The 20,192-nt window shown below is 74.8% G+C and carries 14 protein-coding genes and 1 pseudogene; 13 read left to right on the top strand and 2 right to left on the bottom strand.

Going from position 1 to position 20,192, the window contains the following annotated elements; translation table 11 throughout:
• The first annotated feature begins 26 nt into the window (after window positions 1-26).
• Together ACQ614_RS16840 and ACQ614_RS16835 are read left to right on the top strand one after the other, a co-directional pair.
• Entirely contained in the window at window positions 27-386 is a 360-nt protein-coding gene (locus ACQ614_RS16840; protein ID WP_431679383.1) for a TadE family type IV pilus minor pilin, read from the top strand.
• Window positions 383-796: pseudogene (locus tag ACQ614_RS16835) on the top strand (Rv3654c family TadE-like protein); the annotation flags it as partial. The gene ACQ614_RS16840 and the pseudogene ACQ614_RS16835, both read left to right, overlap by 4 nt.
• Window positions 797-922: 126 nt before the next feature.
• Here ACQ614_RS16835 and ACQ614_RS16830 read toward each other — a convergent pair.
• Complete coding sequence (locus ACQ614_RS16830; RefSeq protein WP_431679382.1) at window positions 923-3,370, bottom strand: DEAD/DEAH box helicase; 2,448 nt, start codon at window positions 3,368-3,370, stop codon at window positions 923-925.
• A 217-nt stretch (window positions 3,371-3,587) separates the two neighbouring features.
• Here ACQ614_RS16830 and bldG point away from each other — a divergent pair, with 217 nt between their 5' ends.
• From bldG to ACQ614_RS16805, 5 genes are all read left to right on the top strand, one after another.
• Entirely contained in the window at window positions 3,588-3,929 is a 342-nt protein-coding gene (gene bldG / locus ACQ614_RS16825) for an anti-sigma factor antagonist BldG (RefSeq protein WP_030272780.1), read from the top strand.
• Between the two features lie 127 nt (window positions 3,930-4,056).
• Entirely contained in the window at window positions 4,057-4,476 is a 420-nt protein-coding gene (locus tag ACQ614_RS16820) for an ATP-binding protein (RefSeq protein ID WP_431679381.1), read from the top strand.
• Window positions 4,477-4,726: 250 nt separating this feature from the next.
• Window positions 4,727-5,095, top strand: coding sequence for a cyclophilin-like fold protein (locus tag ACQ614_RS16815; protein ID WP_431679380.1), 369 nt, complete (start codon window positions 4,727-4,729; stop codon window positions 5,093-5,095).
• A 110-nt stretch (window positions 5,096-5,205) separates the two neighbouring features.
• Window positions 5,206-5,964, top strand: coding sequence for a hypothetical protein (locus tag ACQ614_RS16810; RefSeq protein WP_431679379.1), 759 nt, complete (start codon window positions 5,206-5,208; stop codon window positions 5,962-5,964).
• A 189-nt stretch (window positions 5,965-6,153) separates the two neighbouring features.
• Complete coding sequence (locus ACQ614_RS16805; protein ID WP_431679378.1) at window positions 6,154-7,689, top strand: DUF7059 domain-containing protein; 1,536 nt, start codon at window positions 6,154-6,156, stop codon at window positions 7,687-7,689.
• Between the two features lie 108 nt (window positions 7,690-7,797).
• Here the strand turns inward: ACQ614_RS16805 and ACQ614_RS16800 are convergent, their stop codons facing one another.
• Window positions 7,798-8,427: a hypothetical protein gene (locus ACQ614_RS16800; RefSeq protein WP_431679377.1), complete on the bottom strand. Its 630-nt coding sequence runs from the start codon at window positions 8,425-8,427 to the stop codon at window positions 7,798-7,800.
• Between the two features lie 408 nt (window positions 8,428-8,835).
• On the opposite strand from ACQ614_RS16800, the gene ACQ614_RS16795 reads away from it, so the two are divergent.
• The 6 genes from ACQ614_RS16795 to ACQ614_RS16770 all read left to right on the top strand — a co-directional run bounded on the left by ACQ614_RS16795 (window position 8,836) and on the right by ACQ614_RS16770 (window position 20,146).
• Complete coding sequence (locus ACQ614_RS16795; protein WP_363490464.1) at window positions 8,836-9,354, top strand: DUF3592 domain-containing protein; 519 nt, start codon at window positions 8,836-8,838, stop codon at window positions 9,352-9,354.
• Window positions 9,355-9,789: 435 nt separating this feature from the next.
• Window positions 9,790-12,666 carry a type I DNA topoisomerase gene (gene topA, locus ACQ614_RS16790; RefSeq protein WP_431679376.1) on the top strand — a complete coding sequence of 959 codons (2,877 nt, stop codon included), beginning with the start codon at window positions 9,790-9,792 and terminating at the stop codon, window positions 12,664-12,666.
• Window positions 12,667-12,803: 137 nt separating this feature from the next.
• The gene (gene tmk, locus ACQ614_RS16785) at window positions 12,804-16,091 is read left to right on the top strand and encodes a dTMP kinase (protein WP_431679375.1); all 3,288 of its coding nucleotides are present in this window, start codon (window positions 12,804-12,806) and stop codon (window positions 16,089-16,091) included.
• 181 nt (window positions 16,092-16,272) lie between these two features.
• On the top strand, window positions 16,273-17,520 hold the full coding sequence (locus tag ACQ614_RS16780) for an acyltransferase family protein (protein ID WP_431679374.1): 1,248 nt from the start codon (window positions 16,273-16,275) through the stop codon (window positions 17,518-17,520).
• Between the two features lie 63 nt (window positions 17,521-17,583).
• Window positions 17,584-18,804: a DNA polymerase III subunit delta' gene (locus ACQ614_RS16775; protein ID WP_431679373.1), complete on the top strand. Its 1,221-nt coding sequence runs from the start codon at window positions 17,584-17,586 to the stop codon at window positions 18,802-18,804.
• Window positions 18,805-19,030: 226 nt separating this feature from the next.
• Window positions 19,031-20,146 (top strand): alpha/beta hydrolase-fold protein, encoded by a 1,116-nt coding sequence (locus tag ACQ614_RS16770; protein ID WP_431679372.1) that lies wholly within the window; start codon window positions 19,031-19,033, stop codon window positions 20,144-20,146.
• The last annotated feature ends 46 nt before the right edge of the window (window positions 20,147-20,192 follow it).

The raw sequence follows: 20,192 nt of genomic DNA, 5'->3' as shown, positions 1-20,192 counted from the left end.
GCACTGCCCGCCCGCCGGACGCGGGCATGGCCACCGCGGAAACGGCGGTGGCGCTGCCGGCCATGGTGGTGCTCGCGGCGATGCTTGTCTGGGCCGTCCTTGCCGCGGCCGGAGAGGTCCGCTGTGTGGACGCCGCACGGGTGGGCGCCCGTGCGGCGGCCCGCGGCGACACCGATGCCGAAGCCCTGGCCCGTGCGGCTGCACCGCCGGGAGCCCGCGTCGAGGTGGCGCAGGGCACCGAGACCGTCCGGGTCACGGTCGAGGCGCCACTCCCTGCCCCCGGCAAGCTGGGAGCAGCGGTGGCTGTTCGCCTGAGAGCCTCTGCGGTGGCCGCCCGCGAGGACGTGGCTGGTCCTGGGGATAGTGGGGCGCCGTGGCCCTCATGAGCCGGTGGATGCGCCACCACCACCGCCACCGCCGCGCGGCGGCGGCGCGGAGACCGACAACGGCAGCCACGGGAACGGTTGTCGGGAGGGACAGCGGATCGGCCACCGTGTGGTTGCTCTCGCTCGGCATGCTGGGCTGTGCGGTCTTCGCGGCCGCCGTCGCGGTGGGCTCCGCCGTGGCTGTACGGCACCGCGCCGAGTCCGCCGCCGACCTTGCGGCCCTTGCCGCGGCGGAACGCCTGCTGATCGATGCCGACGGCGGCTGCGGCCGGGCGGGGCTGATTGCGGGGGAGAACCACGCGGCACTGGTCGCCTGTACACCCCGACCGGACGAGGACGCCGTCGAGGTGGTCGTCGAAGTGGCGACAGGTCACCTTCCGCTGCCGGTCGGCCCGGCGCGCGCCAGGGCCCGCGCCGGCCCGGTCTGGGCAGAGGGCGACGACTCGGGCGAGGACTCGGGCCCGGACTTGGGCCGGGCGGACGACCTGGCCGCACGGACAGGCGGCGACGCGGCGGACCGCCCGGCAGGGCCGCCCCTACTCCGGCGACGCCCGGTGCCGCCCGTCCTCGGCCGGGGCCTCGGCAGCCGCCTCGGGCGGAGCGCCGCCGACCGGACCACTGCCAGCCGGAGCGCCGCCGACCGGACCACCCCCGGCCGGAACGCCGTCCACCGGAGCCCCGGCCAGCAGCACGTCCAACAGCCGGACGGCGGCCGCCTTGTCCAACGGGTCGTTGCCGTTTCCGCACTTGGGGGACTGCACGCACGAGGGGCAGCCGCGCTCGCACTCGCAGGCGGCGATGGCATCCCGGGTGGCGGTGAGCCACTGCACGGCCCGGCGGAAGCCCCGTTCCGCGAAGCCCGCACCGCCCGGATGGCCGTCGTACACGAAGACGGTGGGCAGGCCGGTGTCGGGGTGCAACGGCACCGACACGCCGCCGATGTCCCACCGGTCGCAGGTCGCGAACAGCGGCAGCAGGCCGATCGAGGCATGCTCCGCAGCGTGCGCGGCACCGGGCAACTGGTCGAACGGGATCTCCGCGTCGAACAGCTGGTCCTCCGTCACCGACCACCACACGGCACGGGTGCGCAGCGTCCGCGGCGGCAGGTCGAGCTTGGTCTCACCGAGCACCTCGCCCGTGGAGATGCGCTTGCGCAGGAAGCCGACCACCTGGTTGACCACCTCGACCGAGCCGAAGCTCAGCCGGGCCTCGCCCCACCCCTGCGAGGTGTCCGTCGAGAGCACGGAGATGGAGGTGATGTCGCGGGCAGCCGTGGTGTAGGACGGGTCGGCAGCCTCGACCAGGGCGACCGAGGTCTCCAGGTCGAGGTCCTGCACCAGATAGGTGCGGCCCTGGTGCAGGTGGACGGCGCCCGTGTGCACGGTGGTGTGGGCGGCGGCCGCGTCCACCGTCCCCAGCAGCCGCCCCGTGGAGGCCTCCACGATCTGGACGGGGTTGCCCCCGCTGCCGCGGAGGTCGACCCGGTCGGCGGCCCGCTCCCGGCGCGTCCAGTACCAGGAGCCGTCGCCGCGCCGGCGCAGCAGGCCGCGGCGTTCGAGGATCGGCAGCAGCTGCGCCGTGGACGGCCCGAAGAGCTCCGTGTCGGACTCGGTGATCGGGAGTTCCGCCGCCGCGGCGCACAGGTGCGGCGCCAGCACGTGCGGGTTGTCGGGGTCGAGCACGGTCGCCTCGACCGGGTTGGCGAAGAGCGCCTCGGGGTGGTGCACCAGATAGGTGTCCAGCGGGTCGTCCCGGGCGATCAGGACGGCGAGCGCGCCCTGTGCCTCCCGCCCGGCCCGGCCCGCCTGCTGCCAGAGCGAGGCGCGCGTGCCCGGGTAGCCGGCCATGAGGACGGCGTCCAGCCCGGAGACGTCGACGCCGAGCTCCAGTGCCGAGGTGGAGGCGAGGCCGAGCAGCCGGCCGGAGTGCAGGTCGCGTTCCAGCTCCCGGCGCTCCTCGGCCAGGTACCCGCCGCGGTAGGCCGCGACCCGCCCGGCCAGCGGCTTGCCCAGCAGGTCCTGTGCCTGCAGGGCGACCAGCTCGGCCGCCCGTCGGGACCGGACGAAGGCGACCGTGCGCGTCCCGGACTCGACCAGGTCGGTGAGCAGGTAGCCGGTCTCGGCGGTCGCCGTCCGGCGGACGGGCGCCCCCTGCTCGCCGACGTGCTCGGTGAGCGGCGGCTCCCAGAGCGCGAAGACCAGCGGCCCGCGCGGCGAGGCGTCCTCGGTGACGGCGACCGCCGGCAGGCCGGTCAGCCGTTCCGCGGTCACGCCGGGCTCCGCGGTGGTGGCCGAGGCGAGCAGGAAGGTCGGCTGCGCCCCGTACCGCGCGCAGAGCCGCCGCAGCCGCCGCAGTACCTGGGCGACGTGCGAGCCGAACACCCCGCGGTAGCTGTGGCACTCGTCGACGACCACGTACCGCAGTGCCTTGAGGAAGGAGGACCAGCGCGCGTGCCCCGGCAGGATGCCGCGGTGGAGCATGTCCGGGTTGGTGAGCACGTAGGACGCGTACTGGCGGACCCACTCGCGTTCCTCGGGCGGGGTGTCGCCGTCGTACATGGCCACGCGGACCCGTGGCGGGACGAGCTCGGCGGCCCGCCGGCGTTGGTCGGCCGCCAGCGCCTTGGTCGGGGCGAGGTACAGGGCGGTGGCGCCGCGGCCGTTGCGGGCCTCGGTGCCGTCGAGCAGGTCGCTCAGCACCGGGGCCAGGTACCCGAGGGACTTGCCCGAGGCGGTGCCGGTGGCGATCACCACGGTCCGCCCCGCCTTCGCCAACTCCATCGCCTCGGCCTGGTGGGCCCAGGGTTCGGCCACGCCGAGCTCGCGCGCGGCCTCCCGGATTTCCGGACGGATTCCTTCCGGCCAGGAGGAGTGGCGCGCGGGACGGGAGGGAAGATGCTCCGTATGGGTGAGGCGGTCCGACCGGCCCCGGTTGGTGGACAGGGTCTTGAGCAGAGCCTCGGGCGAGGTGTGACGGGGCGGCATGAAGACCCAGTGTGTCACCGGCGTGACGGAGAATCGCCGCAAGCCATCGTGCGGGCATGGTCACAGGTGGTTCAATGAGGCCGTGACGGCCGCACGGCCGAGGGACGCACGCCGAACTGGTCAGGAGCGGCATGCCTCGCCCGGCCTGCGACCACGCGGTGGCGGCCGCCCGGCCGAGGATCGCAATGACGTAGCAAGGCAAGGTGCTGGAGGTTCCGTGGACCTGTCCCTGTCGACCCGTACGGTCGGCGATCGCACGGTCGTCGAAGTCGGCGGCGAGATCGATGTGTACACCGCCCCCAAGCTGCGTGAGCAGCTTGTCGAGCTCGTCAACGACGGCAACTACCACCTCGTCGTCGACATGGAGGGCGTGGACTTCCTCGACTCCACCGGACTCGGCGTGCTGGTGGGCGGGCTCAAGCGGGTCCGTGCACACGAGGGCTCGCTCCGCCTGGTCTGCAACCAGGAGCGCATTCTGAAGATCTTCCGGATCACCGGTCTGACCAAGGTCTTCCCGATCCACAACTCGGTGGACGACGCAGTCGCCTCCACCGACTGACCGTCTTTCCCGCACCGGCGGGGCCGTGCCGCGGCCCCGCCGGTCCGGCGGCGTCTGTCACGGGCGCCGCGCCGGGGCGCGTAAAGCGGCCCCGGCCGACCAGGGAGCAACCCCGGAGGGGCGAGGAATGGCAACCGTCGAACTTCGATTCAGCGCGCTTCCCGAGCACGTTCGCACGGCCCGGCTGGTCGCCGCCGCCGTGGCCAGACGGGCCGGGGTCGACGAGTCGGTGCTCGACGAGGTCCGCCTCGCCGTCGGCGAGGCCTGCTCCCGCGCCGTCGGCCTGCACCAGCGCGGGGACGCCCACGGGGCGATCCGGGTCGCGCTGATCGAGCAGGAGAAGCGTTTCCTCATCGAGGTCGCGGACGAGGCCGGCGACAACGGCACTTCTTCCTCGGCGGCCGACGACAGCTCCGACCCGGGCGAGGACGCCCTCGGCCTGGCCGTGATCACCGGTCTCGTGGAGGACGTCGAGGTGAGCAACGGCGGCGAGGGCGGTCTGATCCGCATGAGCTGGCCGGTTTCCACCGCACCCGTCGCGGTCTGATCGTTCCGCTCGTTCCACTCGTCCCGCCCGTCCTGCGGCGCTGCTGCCGCAGGCGTTCCCGGCGCACTCTTTCAGCCTGTTGCCTTCGGCCCGTCGCCGACGTGCCCTGCCCCGGGGCCGGCACGGCCGCTTCGGCGTGCCCCGACGCCTGCCCGCTACCCGCCCCGGCGTTGACAAACTGTTGAAGGTGGCGGTTTCCTGCTCCCGGCGCGACCGGTTCGGTTCGAGAACGACGGGACGAGTGACACCCATGCGGATACGCATCCTCTGGCCGGCCGGGCAGGCGACGGCCGAACTCCGGTCGACGCCCACCACCGAGAAGCTCTGGGCCGCGCTGCCGATCAGCTCCACCGCCCGGACCTGGGGCGACGAGGTCTACTTCGATGCCGGCCTGAGCGTGCCGTGCGAGCTCGATGCGGCCCAAATCGTCGAGCCCGGCACGGTGGCCTTCTGGACGGACGGGGACAGCCTGGCGCTGCCGTTCGGCCCGACACCGATCTCCCGTGACGGCGAGTGCCGGCTGGCGAGTCCGTGCAATCTGCTGGGTGCGCTGGACGGCGACCCGGCAGTGCTGAGGTCCGTCCGCGACGGGGACGCGATCCGGGTCGAGCGGGCGTAGCACCGTCGGCCGCAGGGCGGGGAGCAGGGCTCCGCTCCGGTCCGTGTCTGCGGCCGGAGCGGGCGGCCGTGTAGGTTCGCAGATCGACGTCCGCGACCGAAAGGCACCTGGTGAACAAGCGACTGCTGACCGTCCCCGCGCTCGGCGCGCTGCTCGCGTTCGGCGCCGTCGCGTGCAGCGACGACAACACGAAGCAGCTCGACGGCTGGGCGAAGGGCGTCTGCGATGCCGCCCAGAGCCCGATCGCGCAGTCGCGCAGCGCGCTCGCCGACATAGCGAAGGTGACCCCGGGGGAGGCGCCGCTGGACCTCCAGAAGCGGCTCTCGGCCGACCTGGCGGCCCTCGCCAAGGCCAACCAGGGGCTGGCGGACGCCGTCGACAAGGCCGGTGCACCCAAGTCCGACAACGGCGAGGCGGCCCGCACGGATGCGGTGAACGAGCTCCGCAAGGCGTCCCAGGGCTACGTCGACGCGCAGAAGAAGCTGGACGGCCTGGCCACCACCGATCAGGCGAGGTTCGCGGACGGGCTGCGCAGCGTCGGCGACCAGGTCCAGCAGCTCGCCCAGCTCTCCACCCAGGGGCTCAACCGCCTGCAGACCGGCGAGGCCGGTGACGCGATCAAGCGCCAGTCGGGGTGCAAGGCGAACGCCGCCCCGGCTCCCGAGTCGACCGACGCCCCGTCGGCGGGCGCGGGCCAGACCGGCTCCGGCCAGCCGGGTGTGGGCCAGTCCGGCACGAAGTCGTCGGCGCCGTCCGGGGCCGCCTCCGGGTCGCCCGCGGCGGGTGCGTCGGGTGCGGCGAAGTCGCCGTCCGCAGACGCGTCGGCGAACGGGTCCGAAGCGGCCTCGCCGAGCGCCTCCGCGAACTGAGAGCCTCCGCCGACTGAGCACCCCCCTCGAACCGGGCACCTTCTCGAACCGGGCACTCTCTCGACCCGGGCGCCTCCGCGAACCGGGCTGCGCGCCGCCCGGCCGAACTGCCCGCGAGGCCGTCGGCGCGCGGGGCCGCTCCGCCGCGGCCACGACCGTCACGGGGCGCGGCCGCGCGACAATGGCGGGGTGACCAACAGCCCTACCCCCGATCCCGCCCGCCTCGCCCGGTTCCGCGAGGCGCTGCTCGCCGCCCAGTACACCGCGGACGGCTGCCTCGACCTGCTCGGTCCCACCGCCTATGCCGCCCTCGCGCGCAGCGAGACGGTGCCCGCCCTGCGGGCGACCCGGGGCGGCAGCCCGCTGGAGACCCTGGTGCGGCTCTTCCTGCTCCAGCAGCCGGTCACCCGGGCGGCCGCCGCTGCCGCCCTGCCGGTCGACGACTGCCTCGCCGACGGCTGGCTCGCCCAGGAGGGCGACGAGGTGCGGGCGACGGTCGACGTGCGGCCGTACGCCAACGAGGTCGCCGGGCTGCCCAGTGCGGACGCCTGGGTGGTCTCCGACCTCGGCTGCGCGGTCGGCGGCGCCGGCGGCATCGGCGCCGGGGGCGAGTCCGGCGGTGTGCCGCGCCGCGACCTGGTGCTCGGTGTCGGCGGCGCCTCGACCACGCTGGCCAACCTGGCGGTCCGCCGTCCGGTGCGCTCGGCCCTGGACCTCGGCACCGGCTCGGGCGTGCAGGCGCTGCACGCCGCACGGCACGCCCAGCACGTGACCGCCACCGACCTCAACCCGCGGGCCCTGGACTTCGCCCGGCTCACCCTGGCGCTCTCCGGTTTCGACAACACCGAGACGGCCGAGGGCAGCCTGTTCGAGCCGGTGGGGGAGCGCAGGTTCGACCTGATCGTCTCCAACCCGCCGTTCGTCATCTCGCCGGGCAGCCGGTTCGTCTACCGGGACGGCGGGATGGCCGGCGACGACCTGTGCCGGAGCATCGTCCGGGGTGCGGCGGCCCGGCTGGAGCCGGGCGGCTACTGCCAGCTCCTCGCGAACTGGCAGCACGTCAAGGGCGAGGACTGGCACGAGCGGCTGGCCGGCTGGGTGGCGGGCACCGGCCTGGACGCATGGGTCGTCCAGCGCCAGGTCCAGGACATCGCCGAGTACGCCGAGCTGTGGCTGCGCGACGGCGGTGACCACCTCGGCCGGGGCGCCGACTACCGCGCCCGCTACGGGGAGTGGCTGGACGCCTTCGAGGCTGCGGGCGTCGAGGGCATCGGCTTCGGCTGGATCACCCTGCGGGCCGGCGGTGCGGCCGAGCAGACCGTTCGGATCGAGGAGTGGCCGCACCCGGTGGAGCAGCCGCTCGGCCCGCACATCGAGGAGTGGTTCGCCCGGCAGGACTTCCTGCGCGCGCACGACGACGCGGCGTTGCTGGCCGCCCGCTACGTGCTTGCCGACGAGGTGGTTCAGGAGCAGGTCGGTGCCCCGGGGGCGGAGGACCCGGAGCACGTGATCCTGCGTCACAACCGCGGCATGCGGCGGGCGACGAAGGTCGACACCGTCGGTGCGGGCTTCGTCGGCGCCTGCGACGGGAGTCTGGCGGCGGGCGACATCGTTGACGCCATCGCGCACCTGCTCGGGGAGGAGCGAGTGATGCTGCGGGACCGGGTGCCGGAGTCGCTGCGCCTGCTGACCGAGCAGGGCTTCGTCGCGCCGGTGGCTCCCTGACCGCCCACCCTGCCCCGCAGCCGCAGCCGCAGCCGCAGCCGCAGCCGCAGCCGCAGCCGCAGCCGGCCTGGCAGGCCCTCACACGGGCCGACGCCGGGCCGGGCCGGGTCACGGGTGGAACAGCTCGCTGATCTTGGTGATGCGGCCGGCCGAGTCCACCGTGATGTCGTAGTTGCCGCCGAAGCACCCGTAGGGCTCGGGGACCTCGCGGTGGTGGGCGCAGTCCTCGGCGTGGGTGGCGAACTCCGCCAGGCCGACGGCCTTGGGGGCCATGGTGCTGCTCATGGCGAAGAGTTCGGCGGTCGCGCCGGGGGCGAAGGTGTGGGCGGCGGCGGCGCCGGTGGCCTCGTAGTAGCCGTCGTTCTCGACCTCGGGTCCGCAGACGAAGCGGGTCGCCGTGGCGGTGACCTTGCTCGCGGTGGCGGCCGTGACGTTGACGACCTTGTGGCCGGGCCGCTGGGCGGCCGTCGTGCAGTCGGCGGCCGGGGTGCCCTTGCCGCTCGGCCTGGCGGTGGCGCTGCGGGAGGCGGACGGCTTGGCCGTGGGCTTGGCAGTCGGGGTGGCGCTTTGGCTCGCGGTGGCGCCGGTGGCGCCGGTGGCGGCCGTGCCGGACGGGCTGCTGCTCGCGGCCGGTGCCGCGGTGTCCGCACCGCCGGAGGCCTCCGGGTCGCAGGCGGTGAGCGCCAGCGTGGCGGCGCCGAGCAGGGCTGCGGTGGCGATGAGACGGCGTGCGGACATGGCGGTTCTCCCCCCGAGTGCGGCCGACGGGCTCCGGCCGGTGTGGTGTCGGCGCTGTACCGCCCGCGGCCTGGTCCGCAGGGCGGCTGCGCCCGGTGTGCTGCTGGTACCGGTGTACCCGCTTCCGGAGGGGTGCGAGGCCTCCCGTAGCGGGGCTGTGACAGCGCACGCGGACTCGTTACCGGAGGGGCGGCGCCGTGACAGTCCGTACGGCTTCCGGGCGCCGGCGCAGACGGCCGGCGGGCCGTCGTTCACCTGTCCGTCCCCCGGACGTCTCCCTCCGTACGTCGAACGTCAGTCCGGGGTTGTCCGCAGACTGCCACGCTCCGTCCACAGGCCTGTGGACGGAGCGCGCGCAGGGGCGGGCGCGGCGGGCCGGGGGCCAGTCGCCAAGGGAGGGCGGGGACGGTGGAGACGCCGACGGCGGTTGCGGCAGGGACGGTTCTGACGCTCTTCGGCAGCGCACTGCTGCTCTGGTGCGCCGCAGAGTTGCGCCTTCGCCACCATCTGCGCCGCCACGGCATACCGGCGACGGCCCGCGTCGTCGCCGACGGCGACCCGTACGGCGAGCCCTACGGCGACACCTACGGCGAACTCGACAGCGCACCCCTGCTCTCGTACACGGCGCTGCCCTCGGTGGAGGTCGTCGCGGTGCGCGGCGCGGCCGAGGCCGGCCGGGCACGGCCGGTGCGGGCGGGCGAGACGGTGCTGGCGCGGCCGCGCGGGAGCACCCCGCTGCGCCGGCCGTCCCGCATGGTGCCGGGCGCGCTGGTGCAGGTCATGTACGACGCCCGGCGGCCCAGCCGGGTGGTCCTGGCCGGCAGCGAGGTGCTGCCGACGCTGGCGAGCGACGTGTTCTGGGCGCTGCTCGGCACCGGGGCGCTGGCCGGCGGGCTGAGCCTGTTCGCCTCCCTGCTGGCGCACTGACCGCTCCGGCCGCGACCGTGTGCACCGACGTCGGCCGCTTCCGGCCCTGACCGCTGCCACCGCAGTTCGTCCACCGGCTTCCTCGCCCTGGCCGCCGAGCTCGGCCGCATCGCTGCGCGGTCCTTCGTCCACAGCAGGTCCGGGCGCGTGAGTACCGGCCGAGATCCGTCCTGATCCGGCCTCGCCGAGGGCCGGCCACCCCCTCCGCGGGGCGCGCGGCCCTCCCGTCGGGTTACCGTTCGAGTGGCGTCGGTCGGCCTTGCCGGTGAAAAAGCGGGAACCGTCCGTTTGACAAGGGTGGCCAGGGTACGGTCACACTCCGCTGGTGGGGTCGTCGCGCAGCGACAGCCCAGGACGGCGGTAAGGACGGGCGGAGCGCCTCCCCCGCCGCCCGCGCCGCCAGCAGAACGTAACGACCGGGAGAGAAGAGCGAAGGTGTCCCCGAGCAGCGAGACCGCGCACGGCAAGCGACTCGTCATTGTCGAGTCGCCGGCCAAGGCGAAGACGATCAAGGGCTACCTGGGCCCCGGCTACATCGTCGAGGCCAGCGTCGGGCACATCCGGGACCTGCCCGGCACGGCAGCCGAGGTACCGGACCGCTACACCGGCGAGGTCCGCCGGCTCGGTGTCGACGTCGACCACGACTTCGCCCCCATCTACGTGGTCAACCCCGACAAGAAGTCGCAGGTGACCAAGCTCAAGTCGCTGCTCGCGGAGTCCGACGAGCTCTACCTCGCCACCGATGAGGACCGCGAGGGCGAGGCGATCGCCTGGCACCTGCAGCAGGTGCTGAAGCCCAAGGTGCCGGTGCACCGCATGGTCTTCCACGAGATCACCAAGGACGCCATCCAGGAGGCGGTGCGCAACCCGCGCGACCTCAACCAGCGCCTGGTCGACGCCCAGGAGACCCGCCGCATCCTCGACCGCCTCTACGGCTACGAGGTCTCCCCGGTGCTGTGGAAGAAGGTCATGCCGAAGCTGTCGGCGGGCCGCGTGCAGTCCGTCGCCACCCGGCTGATCGTCGAGCGCGAGCGCGAGCGGATGGCGTTCCGCTCCGCCTCCTACTGGGACCTGGTGGGCACCTTCTCCACCGGCCGTACCGCGGCCGACGCCGCGAACCCGGAGAACTTCGGCGCCCGACTGGTCTCGGTCGACGGCAGGCGCATCGCCACCGGCCGCGACTTCGGTCCCGACGGGAAGCTGCGCGACACCGCCCTGGCCGCCAACACGCTGCACCTCGACGAACAGGCCGCCCGCGCGCTGGCCGCCGCCCTGGAGCAGAGCGCGTTCTCCGTCCGCAGCGTCGAGTCCAAGCCCTACCGCCGGTCGCCGTACGCGCCGTTCCGCACCACCACCCTCCAGCAGGAGGCCAGCCGCAAGCTGGGCTTCGGTGCCAAGCGGACGATGCAGGTCGCGCAGAAGCTGTACGAGAACGGCTTCATCACCTACATGCGCACCGACTCGACGACGCTGTCGGAGACCGCGGTCACCGCCGCCCGCGCCCAGGTCACCCAGCTGTACGGCGCCGACTACCTGCCGGACGCGCCGCGCGTCTACGCGAGCAAGGTGAAGAACGCGCAGGAGGCGCACGAGGCGATCCGCCCCTCCGGCGACCGCTTCCGCACCCCCGCCGAGACCGGCCTGTCGGGCGACGACTTCCGGCTGTACGAGCTGATCTGGATGCGCACCGTCGCCTCCCAGATGAAGGACGCGGTCGGCCAGTCGGTGACCGTCCGGGTCGGCGGCCGCTCCGCCGACGGCCGGGACGCCGAGTTCTCCGCCTCCGGCAAGATCATCACCTTCCACGGCTTCCTCAAGGCCTACGTGGAGGGCGCCGACGACCCCAACGCCGAGCTCGACGACCGCGAGCGCCGGCTGCCGCGCGTCACCGAGGGCGACCCGCTGGCCGCCGACCGGCTCAACCCGGAGGGCCACGCGACCAAGCCCCCGGCGCGCTACACCGAGGCCTCGCTGGTCAAGGAGCTGGAGGACCGCGAGATCGGCCGCCCCTCCACCTACGCCTCGATCATCGACACGATCATCAACCGCAAGTACGTCTTCAAGAAGGGCACGGCGCTCGTCCCGTCCTTCCTCTCCTTCGCCGTGGTGAACCTGCTGGAGAAGCACTTCGGCCGGCTCGTCGACTACGACTTCACCGCCAAGATGGAGGACGACCTCGACCGCATCGCGGCCGGCCAGGCCGAGTCCGTGCCGTGGCTGAAGCGCTTCTACTTCGGCGAGGGCGAGGGTGCGGCCGCCGGCAGCGCCGCGGAGGCCGGCAACGGCGACGGCGACCACCTCGGCGGCCTCAAGGAACTCGTCACCGACCTCGGCGCGATCGACGCCCGGGAGATCAGCTCCTTCCCGCTGAGCGAGGAGATCACCCTGCGGGTCGGCCGCTACGGCCCGTACGTCGAGAAGGCCGCCGCCGTCGAGGGCGAGCAGGGCCAGCGCGCCGACGTCCCCGACGACCTGCCGCCGGACGAGCTCACCGTCGAGCTCGCCGAGGAACTGCTGGCCAAGCCCAGCGGCGAGCGCGTGCTCGGCACCGACCCGGAGAGCGGCCACCCGCTGGTCGCCAAGGACGGGCGCTACGGCCCGTACGTCACCGAGGTGCTGCCCGAGGGCACCCCGAAGACCGGCAAGAACGCGGTCAAGCCGCGCACCGCCTCGCTCTTCAAGGCGATGTCGCTGGACACCGTCACCCTCGAGGACGCGCTTCGCCTGCTCTCGCTGCCCCGGGTGGTCGGCACCGACCCCGACGGCAACGAGATCACCGCGCAGAACGGCCGCTACGGCCCGTACCTCAAGCGCGGCACCGACTCCCGGTCGCTGACCAGCGAGGACCAGCTGCTCACCATCACGCTCGACGAGGCGCTGGCCATCTACGCCCAGCCCAAGCAGCGCGGGCGCGCGGCCGCCGCCGCCCCGCTCAAGGAGCTCGGCACCGACCCGGTCAGCGAGCGCCCGGTGGTCGTCAAGGACGGCCGCTTCGGCCCGTACGTCACCGACGGCGAGACCAATGCGACGCTCCGCAAGGACGACGAGGTCGAGACGATCACGCCGGAGCGCGGCTACGAGCTGCTCGCCGAGAAGCGCGCCCGCGGCCCGGTGAAGAAGACGGCCAAGAAGGCGCCCGCGAAGAAGGCGGCGGCCAAGAAGACGGTGGCGAAGAAGACCACCGCCAAGAAGACCGTCGCCAAGGCCACCGCCTCGAAGACGGCCACGGCCAGGACCACCGCGGCGAAGAAGACGACCGCGAAGAAGACGGTCGCCGAGAAGGCCGCCGCACCGACGCCCGAGGAGGGCTGAGCCGGACGCGCCGACGGGCCCGCACCCACCGGGTGCGGGCCCGTCGGCGCGTCACATGCGTCACAACCGTGTCATGACCGCCTTCCGGAACCCCTTCTCCCCGTTGGGCCCTAGCGCCCGACCGCTACGCTGACCGTATGACGAGTGAGGAGCAGACCACCGGTTCCAGCACCGCCCCGCCCGACCGCCCCGCGGTCTCGCCGGCCGGGACAACCGGTGAACGGGTCCGGGCCCTGCTCAGGCTCCGTCCCTACCGCAGGCTTTGGACCGCCCAGCTGGTCGGCGGCACCGCGGACCGCCTGGCCCTGCTGGTCCTCGTCCCGCTGACGGTGGTCGGCGCGGTGCTCGGCGGCCAGTTCGGCGACGGGTACCGGGCGTGGGCGCTCGCCGTCGCCGCGGTCTTCACCGCCCGGATGCTCGCCACCGTGCTGTTCGGGGCGGCCCTGCTCGGCCCGGTGCACACCCTGGTCGGCGAGAAGCTGGACCGCCGCTGGGCCCTGTTCGGCTCCGACGTGCTCCGCGCCCTGCTGATCGGCATCGCCCCCTGGTGGACGACCTGGACGCCCGGTGCGGCGACCTGGGTGCTGCTCGGCACCGTCTTCGCGGCGGGCGCCGCCGAACGCGTCTGGGCGATCGCCAAGGCCGCGGCCGTCCCCGGCCTGCTGCCCTCCGCCGACCCGTACGCGCCGGCCGACCGGCAGAAGCCCTCCCCGGCCTCGCTGGACGCCGTCCGCACCCTGGACGACCGCACCGGCTGGGGCACCGTGCCGCTCGCGGCCACCGCGCTGGTCGTCCTCACCCTGCTCAACAACGTCATCGCCGCGCTCGGCTCGGACTGGCTGAGGGCCCATCAGGTGACCTCCGCCGCGGTCGGCGCCGCGCTGCTGTTCGCCGCCTCCGCCGTCCTGGTCTTCCTCCAGGAACTGCCCGTCGTCCCCGCCACCGCCCCGCACTCCCCGCTGCAGGGCCTGCGCGCGCCGGTCGACGCGACCCCCGGCAAGGCGCTCAGCAAGGGCCGCACCGGCTCCGCCCCGTACTTCACCTTCGCCGTCGCCGCCGCCTACGCCTCGATGGCCGGTGTCGCCTCGCTCGGCCTACTGACCGCACTGGAGCACCGGGCCGGGCCGATCGGCTACGGCCTGGTCGTCCTCGCCGCGACCCTCGCCCCGGCCGCCGGCGTCCGGCTCACCCGGGCCACCCTCCCCGCCCTCTCCCGCCGCCGGCTCCTCGCGCTCGCCCTGCTCGTCCAGGGCGTCGCGCTGATCCTCGCCGGCCTGGTGCTGGACTTCGTCCTCGTGCTGCTGCTGACCGTGCTGGCCGGCGTCGCCGCCGGGCTCACCGTCTCGGTCGGCCGCGCCCTGCTCGCGCAGGAGGTCGAGGAGGCCCGGCTGCCCAAGGTCACCGAGCACCTGTACGCGGTGCTGCGGGCCGTGGTCGGCAGCGCGCTGATCGCCGTCCCGCTGATCGCCGCCGCCTACGGCGAGGTCACCCTGGGCCGGGTCGAGCCCGGCAGCTTCACCTTCATCCACGACGGCGCCGCACTCGCCGTGTCCACGGCCGGCCTGCTCACCCTGGTGCTGGCCGCGGTCGTCCTGCTGCGCACCGACGACCGCCGCGGTGTGACGCCGTTCGGCAAGGACTTCGTGAGGGCGCTGCGCGGCGGCGCCGAGCCCGCTCCGCACCGCGTCGCCGGCACCGGCTTCTTCATCGCCCTGGAGGGCGGCGACGGCGCCGGCAAGTCCACCCAGGCCCAGGCGCTGGCCGAGTGGATCCGCGCCAAGGGCCACGAGGTGGTGCTCACCCGCGAGCCCGGCGGCAGCCCGGTCGGCCAGCGGCTCCGCGGCCTGGTGCTGGACGTCGGCAACACCGGGCTGTCCCACCGCGCCGAGGCGCTGATCTACGCCGCCGACCGCGCCGAGCACGTCGAGAACGTCATCCGGCCCGCGCTGGCCCGCGGCGCCGTGGTGATCACCGACCGCTACATGGACTCCTCCATCGCCTACCAGGGCGCCGGCCGCGACCTGGCCGCGACCGAGATCGCCCGGATCTCGCGCTGGGCGACGGGCGGCCTCCTGCCCGACCTCACCGTGGTGCTGGACGTCGACCCGGCAGCCGCCCGGGAGCGCTTCACCGAGGCCCTGGACCGGCTGGAGTCCGAGCCGACCGAGTTCCACGCCCGGGTCCGGTCCGGCTTCCTGGCCCTCGCCGCCGCCGACCCGGCCCGCTACCTGGTCGTCGACGCCGCCCAGCAGCCCGCCCAGGTGACCACCGCGATCCGCCACCGGCTCGACCGCGAACTGCCGCTCTCCGAGCAGGAGAAGGCCGCCCGCGCCGAGCAGGAGCGGCTCGCCCGGGAGGCCGCCGAGCGCCGCGCCGCCGAGGAGGCCCGGGTCAAGGCCGAGGCCGAGGAGGCCGAGCGCAAGCGCCAGGCCCTGCTGGAGGAACTGCGCGCCGAGCAGGCCGAGAAGGAGCGCCTCGCCAAGCTGGAGGCCGAGCGGATCGCCGCCGAGGAGGCCCGCAAGGCCGCCGAGGAGGCCCGGCTCCGGGCCGAGGCGGACGCGAAGGAGCGCGCCGAGCAGGAGGCCAAGGCCCGCGCCGCGGAGGAGGCCCGGCTGAAGGCCGAGGCCGCCGAGCGCGAGCGCCGGGAGGCGGAGGCCGCGGCCCAGGCCGAGATCCAGCGCCAGCGCGAACTGCAGCGCGCCGAGCAGCGCCGCCGCGCCGAGGAGGCCCTGCAGCGCGCCGAGGAGGCCCGGCTGCAGGCCGAGGCGGAGGCCGCCGCGGCCGCCACCGCCACCGCCACCGCCTCCGCGGCCGCGGCGACCGCGGAGCTGCCGCAGGTCGCGCCGGCGACCGACGGGGAGACCACCATGGAGATCTCCGAGCGGGAGCGCCGGGACGCGGTGCGCGAGGCCGAGGCCGCCGACTCGACGGCCGTCCTGCCCACCGTTCCTGCGGCGGACGAGACGGCGGTGCTGCCGAAGGCCGAACCGGCCGACTTCAGCAAGCCGCCGCTGGCGGACGAGACCGCGGTGCTCCCGAAGGCCGAGCCCGCCAAGTTCACCAAGCGGCCGCTCGGCGACGAGACCGCCGTGCTGCCCAAGGCGGACGAGACGGCGGTGCTGCCGAAGGCGGACGACACCGCGGTGCTGCCCAGGGCCGAGGAGCCGTCCGGGGCCGACCGCGTGCCGCCGGGCCTCTGGCGGGAGGAGCCGCCCGCCGAGACGACCCGCGAGCTGACCCCGGTCGACCGCCCGCGGCCGTCCTGGGCGGAGGAGACTCCGCTGGACGACCTGCCGAGCCTGACCGACAGCCTGCTGGGCTCCCGCGACGAGTGGGCGCGCTGGGAGACCGATGAGGACGAGGGCGGCGCAGACGAAGGCCCGGACCGCGGCCCCCGCTGGGGCCGGCGCCGCCGCCGGGACTGACCCGCCGGACTGACCCGCCGGGCAGTCCGTCCGGGGCCGGATTCGTTCGGGGTCTGACGATCCTTGTCCTGGCCGTTCGGCAGTCGGTGCAGCGGGAGCTGGCGCCACGAAGGGGCACCGCAGTCTGAAAGACTGCGGTGCCCCTTCCGCCGTATGCAGCCCCCGAGGAAAGCCCGTTCCCGTGACCGTCGCCGCTGCCGTCCCGTCCGCCGCCACCGAGGCCGCCGCTCCGGGGGCGGCCCCGATACCGGGCGGCGGCCGGCTGCTGGTCCTGGACGGGCTGCGCTTCGTCGCCGTGCTGCTGGTCGTCGTCTACCACTACGTGGCGTTCGGCTCCGACTGGGGCCGGCCGCGTGCCGAGCTGTTCCCCGTCCTGTACCGGCCTGCCGCGTACGGCTGGATGGGGGTGCAGCTGTTCTTCCTGATCAGCGGCTTCGTGATCTGCCTCAGCTGCTGGGGCCGGTCGGTCGGCGACTTCCTGAGCTCGCGGGTGGTACGGCTGTTCCCCGCGTACTGGTTCGGGGTGCTGCTCACCACGGCCGTGGTCGCCGCCGTGCCCGGCGGCACGCACCCGCGGGCGATGCGGGACGTGCTGACCAACCTGACGATGATGGAGTACCCGTTCGGTGCGCCGTACGTCGACGGCGTGTACTGGAGCCTCTGGGTCGAGGGCCGGTTCTACCTGATCTTCGCGGTGGTGGTGGCGCTGGGCCTCACCTACCGCCGGGTGCTCGCCTTCTGCCTGCTGTGGTCGGCGGCCGGGGTGCTCGCCATGGCCGCGCCGGGGGAGCAGTTGCTGCAGGTGCTGGCCATGCCCGAGTACTGCTGGTTCTTCATCGGCGGTCTGGCCTTCTACCTGATCCGGCGGTTCGGCCCGGACCTGCTGCTCTGGCTGCTGGTCGGCTTCACCTTCCTCGCGGGCTGCCGGGCCGTCCTGCCCACCTACCGGTTCGTCGCGGCGCAGGCCGGTTACCCGGTGCCCGAGTGGGGCGTCGTGGCTCTGCTCGCGGTGTTCTACCTGCTGATGGCCGGCGTCGCCCTCGACTGGTTCCGCGCGGTGGACTGGCGCTGGCTCGCCACCGCCGGCGCGGTCACCTACCCGCTGTACCTGCTGCACGAGTACATCGGCTGGGAGGTGATCAGCACCCTCGGCTCGCGGGTGAACCCCTGGCTGCTGGTCGGCGCCCTGCTCGCCGTGATGACCGGCGCCTCATGGCTGGTGCACCGCTACGTGGAACGGCCCGCCGCCCGCTGGCTCAAGCCGCGGCTCCGGGCCTCCTTCGCCAAGGTCCGCGGGGTGCCGCTGCCCGCCCAGCGCTCCGGCCCCGGCTCCGGGGCGCGCACCGGGGCCGCCGGAACGGCGCGTGCGCCGGAGGCCGGGGCAGTCCGCGAACCGGTGGCCGGCCGCGGTGTCGGCAACGGGCGTTAGGCTCGAAGCGGACCCCGGCGGGCAGGCGGTGGGGCGGACGGTGGCCACGGCAGGGAGTGCGGCGTGAGCGTGTGGGACGACCTGGTCGGCCAGGATCGGGTGGTCGAGCAGCTGTCCGCGGCCGCCCGCGCGGCGCGGGCCACCGTCGCGGCCGGACGGGCCGGCGGCACCGCGGCGGCCGAGCCCGGTGCCAACGCCTCGCTGATGACGCACGCCTGGCTGTTCACCGGCCCGCCCGGCGCCGGCCAGACCACCGCGGCCCGCGCCTTCGCCGCCGCCCTCCAGTGCACCAGCCCCGACCTCGAACTCGGCGGCACACCCGGCTGCGGCTTCTGCGAGGGCTGCCACACCGTGCTCTCCGGCAGCCACGCCGACGTGAAGTACGTCCGCACCGACGGCCTGTCCATCGGCGTCGGCGACATGCGCGACCTGGTGCTGCGCGCCGCCAGCTACCCGACCGGCGGCCGCTGGTCGGTGATCCTCGTCGACGCCGCGCACCGGCTCACCGAGGCCGCCGCCAACGCCCTCCTCAAGGGCGTCGAGGAGCCGTCGCCGCGCACCGTCTGGCTGCTGTGCGCCCCCTCCGTCCAGGACGTGCTGCCGACCATCCGCTCGCGCTGCCGGCTGCTCGTGCTGCGCACCCCCACCGCCGAGGCGGTCGCCGACATGCTGGTCCGCCGGGACGGCGTCGAACCCGGCCCGGCCCACTTTGCCGCCCTCGCCGGCCAGGGCGACATCGACCGCGCCCGCAGGCTCGCCGTCGACGAGCAGGCCCGGGCCCGCCGCGCCGAGGTGCTGCGGATCCCGCTGGAGGTCGCCGACGTCGGCGGCTGCCTGGCCGCCGCCCAGCGGCTGGTCGACACCGCGAAGGCCGACGCCGAGGCCCTCGCCGAGACCCGGGACGCCAAGGAGACCGAGGACCTGAAGGCCGCGTACGGCGCCGCCGAGGGCAGCCGGGCCCCGCGCGGCATGGCCGGAGCGGTCAAGGAGTTGGAGAAGCGGCAGAAGAGCCGTGCCACCAGGACGCGCCGCGAGACCCTGAACGTCGCCCTGCTCGACCTGCTCGGCTTCTACCGGGACGTCCTCGCCCTGCAGTTCGGCTCGACCGGCAGGCTCGCCAACGAGGACCAGCGCCAGGCCCTCGACCGGGTCGCCGCCGCCGGGCCCGCCGAGTCCACGCTCCGCCGGATCGAGGCCGTCCTCGCCTGCCGCAGGGCCCTGGACCGCAACGTCGACCCGCTGCTCGCCGTTGAGGCCATGACCCTCGCCCTCCGCGCGGGCTGAGCCACCCGAGGCGGCCGGGCGCCGCCAGGGGCGCGTGGCGACACCTTCCGCCACGGAACGGCCCTGTACGGCTGCCGGGTGACGGCACGTCACCTCGCTCGTTCGAGTGAACGTCGGACGGCGCCCGCCCGGCCCCCGACACCCCGGACGGCCCGTTGTGCACCCTGTGGACGGTCGGTCCGAAGCCGTGGTCCGGCGACCGTACTCCTCCCGAGGTGGTGCGCCCATGCCCCGTTCGCTCCTCGTCGTACCCCTGCTGGCGGCCGCCGTGGCCGCACTCCGGCTCGGCCGCTCCGCACTCGTCAGCTGGCGCGACGTGCGCGCGGCCCGGACGTACGGGCTCCCCGCCGAGCAGCGGCCGCTGCTGCTGCGGGCCGCCGGGGCCGTGGTCTGCCTGGCGTGCACCGCCGCGCTGGCCGTCGCCGTGGTGCCGGGCCGCGTCCCCGGCGGATGGGGCCGACCGCAGCCCGTCCGCGCGGAGGCCGCCCCCTCGTCGGCCCCGGCACCGGTCGCCGCCGCACCGGCCGCCGCGGTGTCCGCGCCGCCGTCCTCCGTCTCCGCCCAGCCACTGCCGCCGGTGGTCACCGCCTTCACCCCGATCGGGCACCCCGCCGAGGGCGACCTGATGGAGGCCCAGGTCGCCGGACCGGACGGCCGGCCCCGCACGGTACGGGTCTGGCTGCCCTCCCAGTACCGCACCGACCAGCAGACCCGCTTCCCCGTGATCGTCCTGCACTCCGGCACCCCCCGGAAGACCGCCGACGCCGAACTGCCCGACGTCTTCGACGGCGTCGCCTCCGCCGTGAAGCTCGGCCGTGCCCGCCCGTTCGTCGTGGTGGCCCCCGAGGCCCCGAGCGGCACCGAGCACCCCTGCGACCTCGTGGCCGCCGCACCGCAGGCCGTCGCCGACGACAACGCCCTGCGCTCCGCCGTCAACGGCGCCTTCCGTACCCTGCCCGCCGGGCCCGGCGGCTGGGGTGTGCTCGGCATCGAGTCCGGTGCGCCGTGTGCCGCCGCGGCCGGCCTCGCCCGGCCCGACCTGTACGGTGCCGCGGCCGCCGTCTCCGGCCGCTACGACACCGCCGCACTCGGCGAGACCGGCGCAGAGGCCCCGGCCGATGCGTCCGCCCGCCTGCTGCTGGCCGCCGCCAAGGCGGACGGTGCGGGGGTCGGCGCCGCCCGCGGACTCCAGGCCGCCCTGCACGGCGGCAAGGGCCCGGCCGCCCGCGCGGAGGTCAAGGTCTCCGACATCGTCCAGGACTACACCCACGAGCGGGAGCGCCTGCGGCTCGTCCGGGTCGCCGTGCAGTACCTCGCCGAGAGCCTTGCCAAGGCCGGCTGAACCGTTACGCCGAGCCGCCGGCCCGAGCTGTGACCCCGAGCCGCCG

It is taken from the genome of Kitasatospora dryopteridis, assembly GCF_050749075.1.
Taxonomy (GTDB): Bacteria; Actinomycetota; Actinomycetes; order Streptomycetales; family Streptomycetaceae; genus Kitasatospora.
This window is presented reverse-complemented; position numbering and strand designations above follow the sequence as displayed.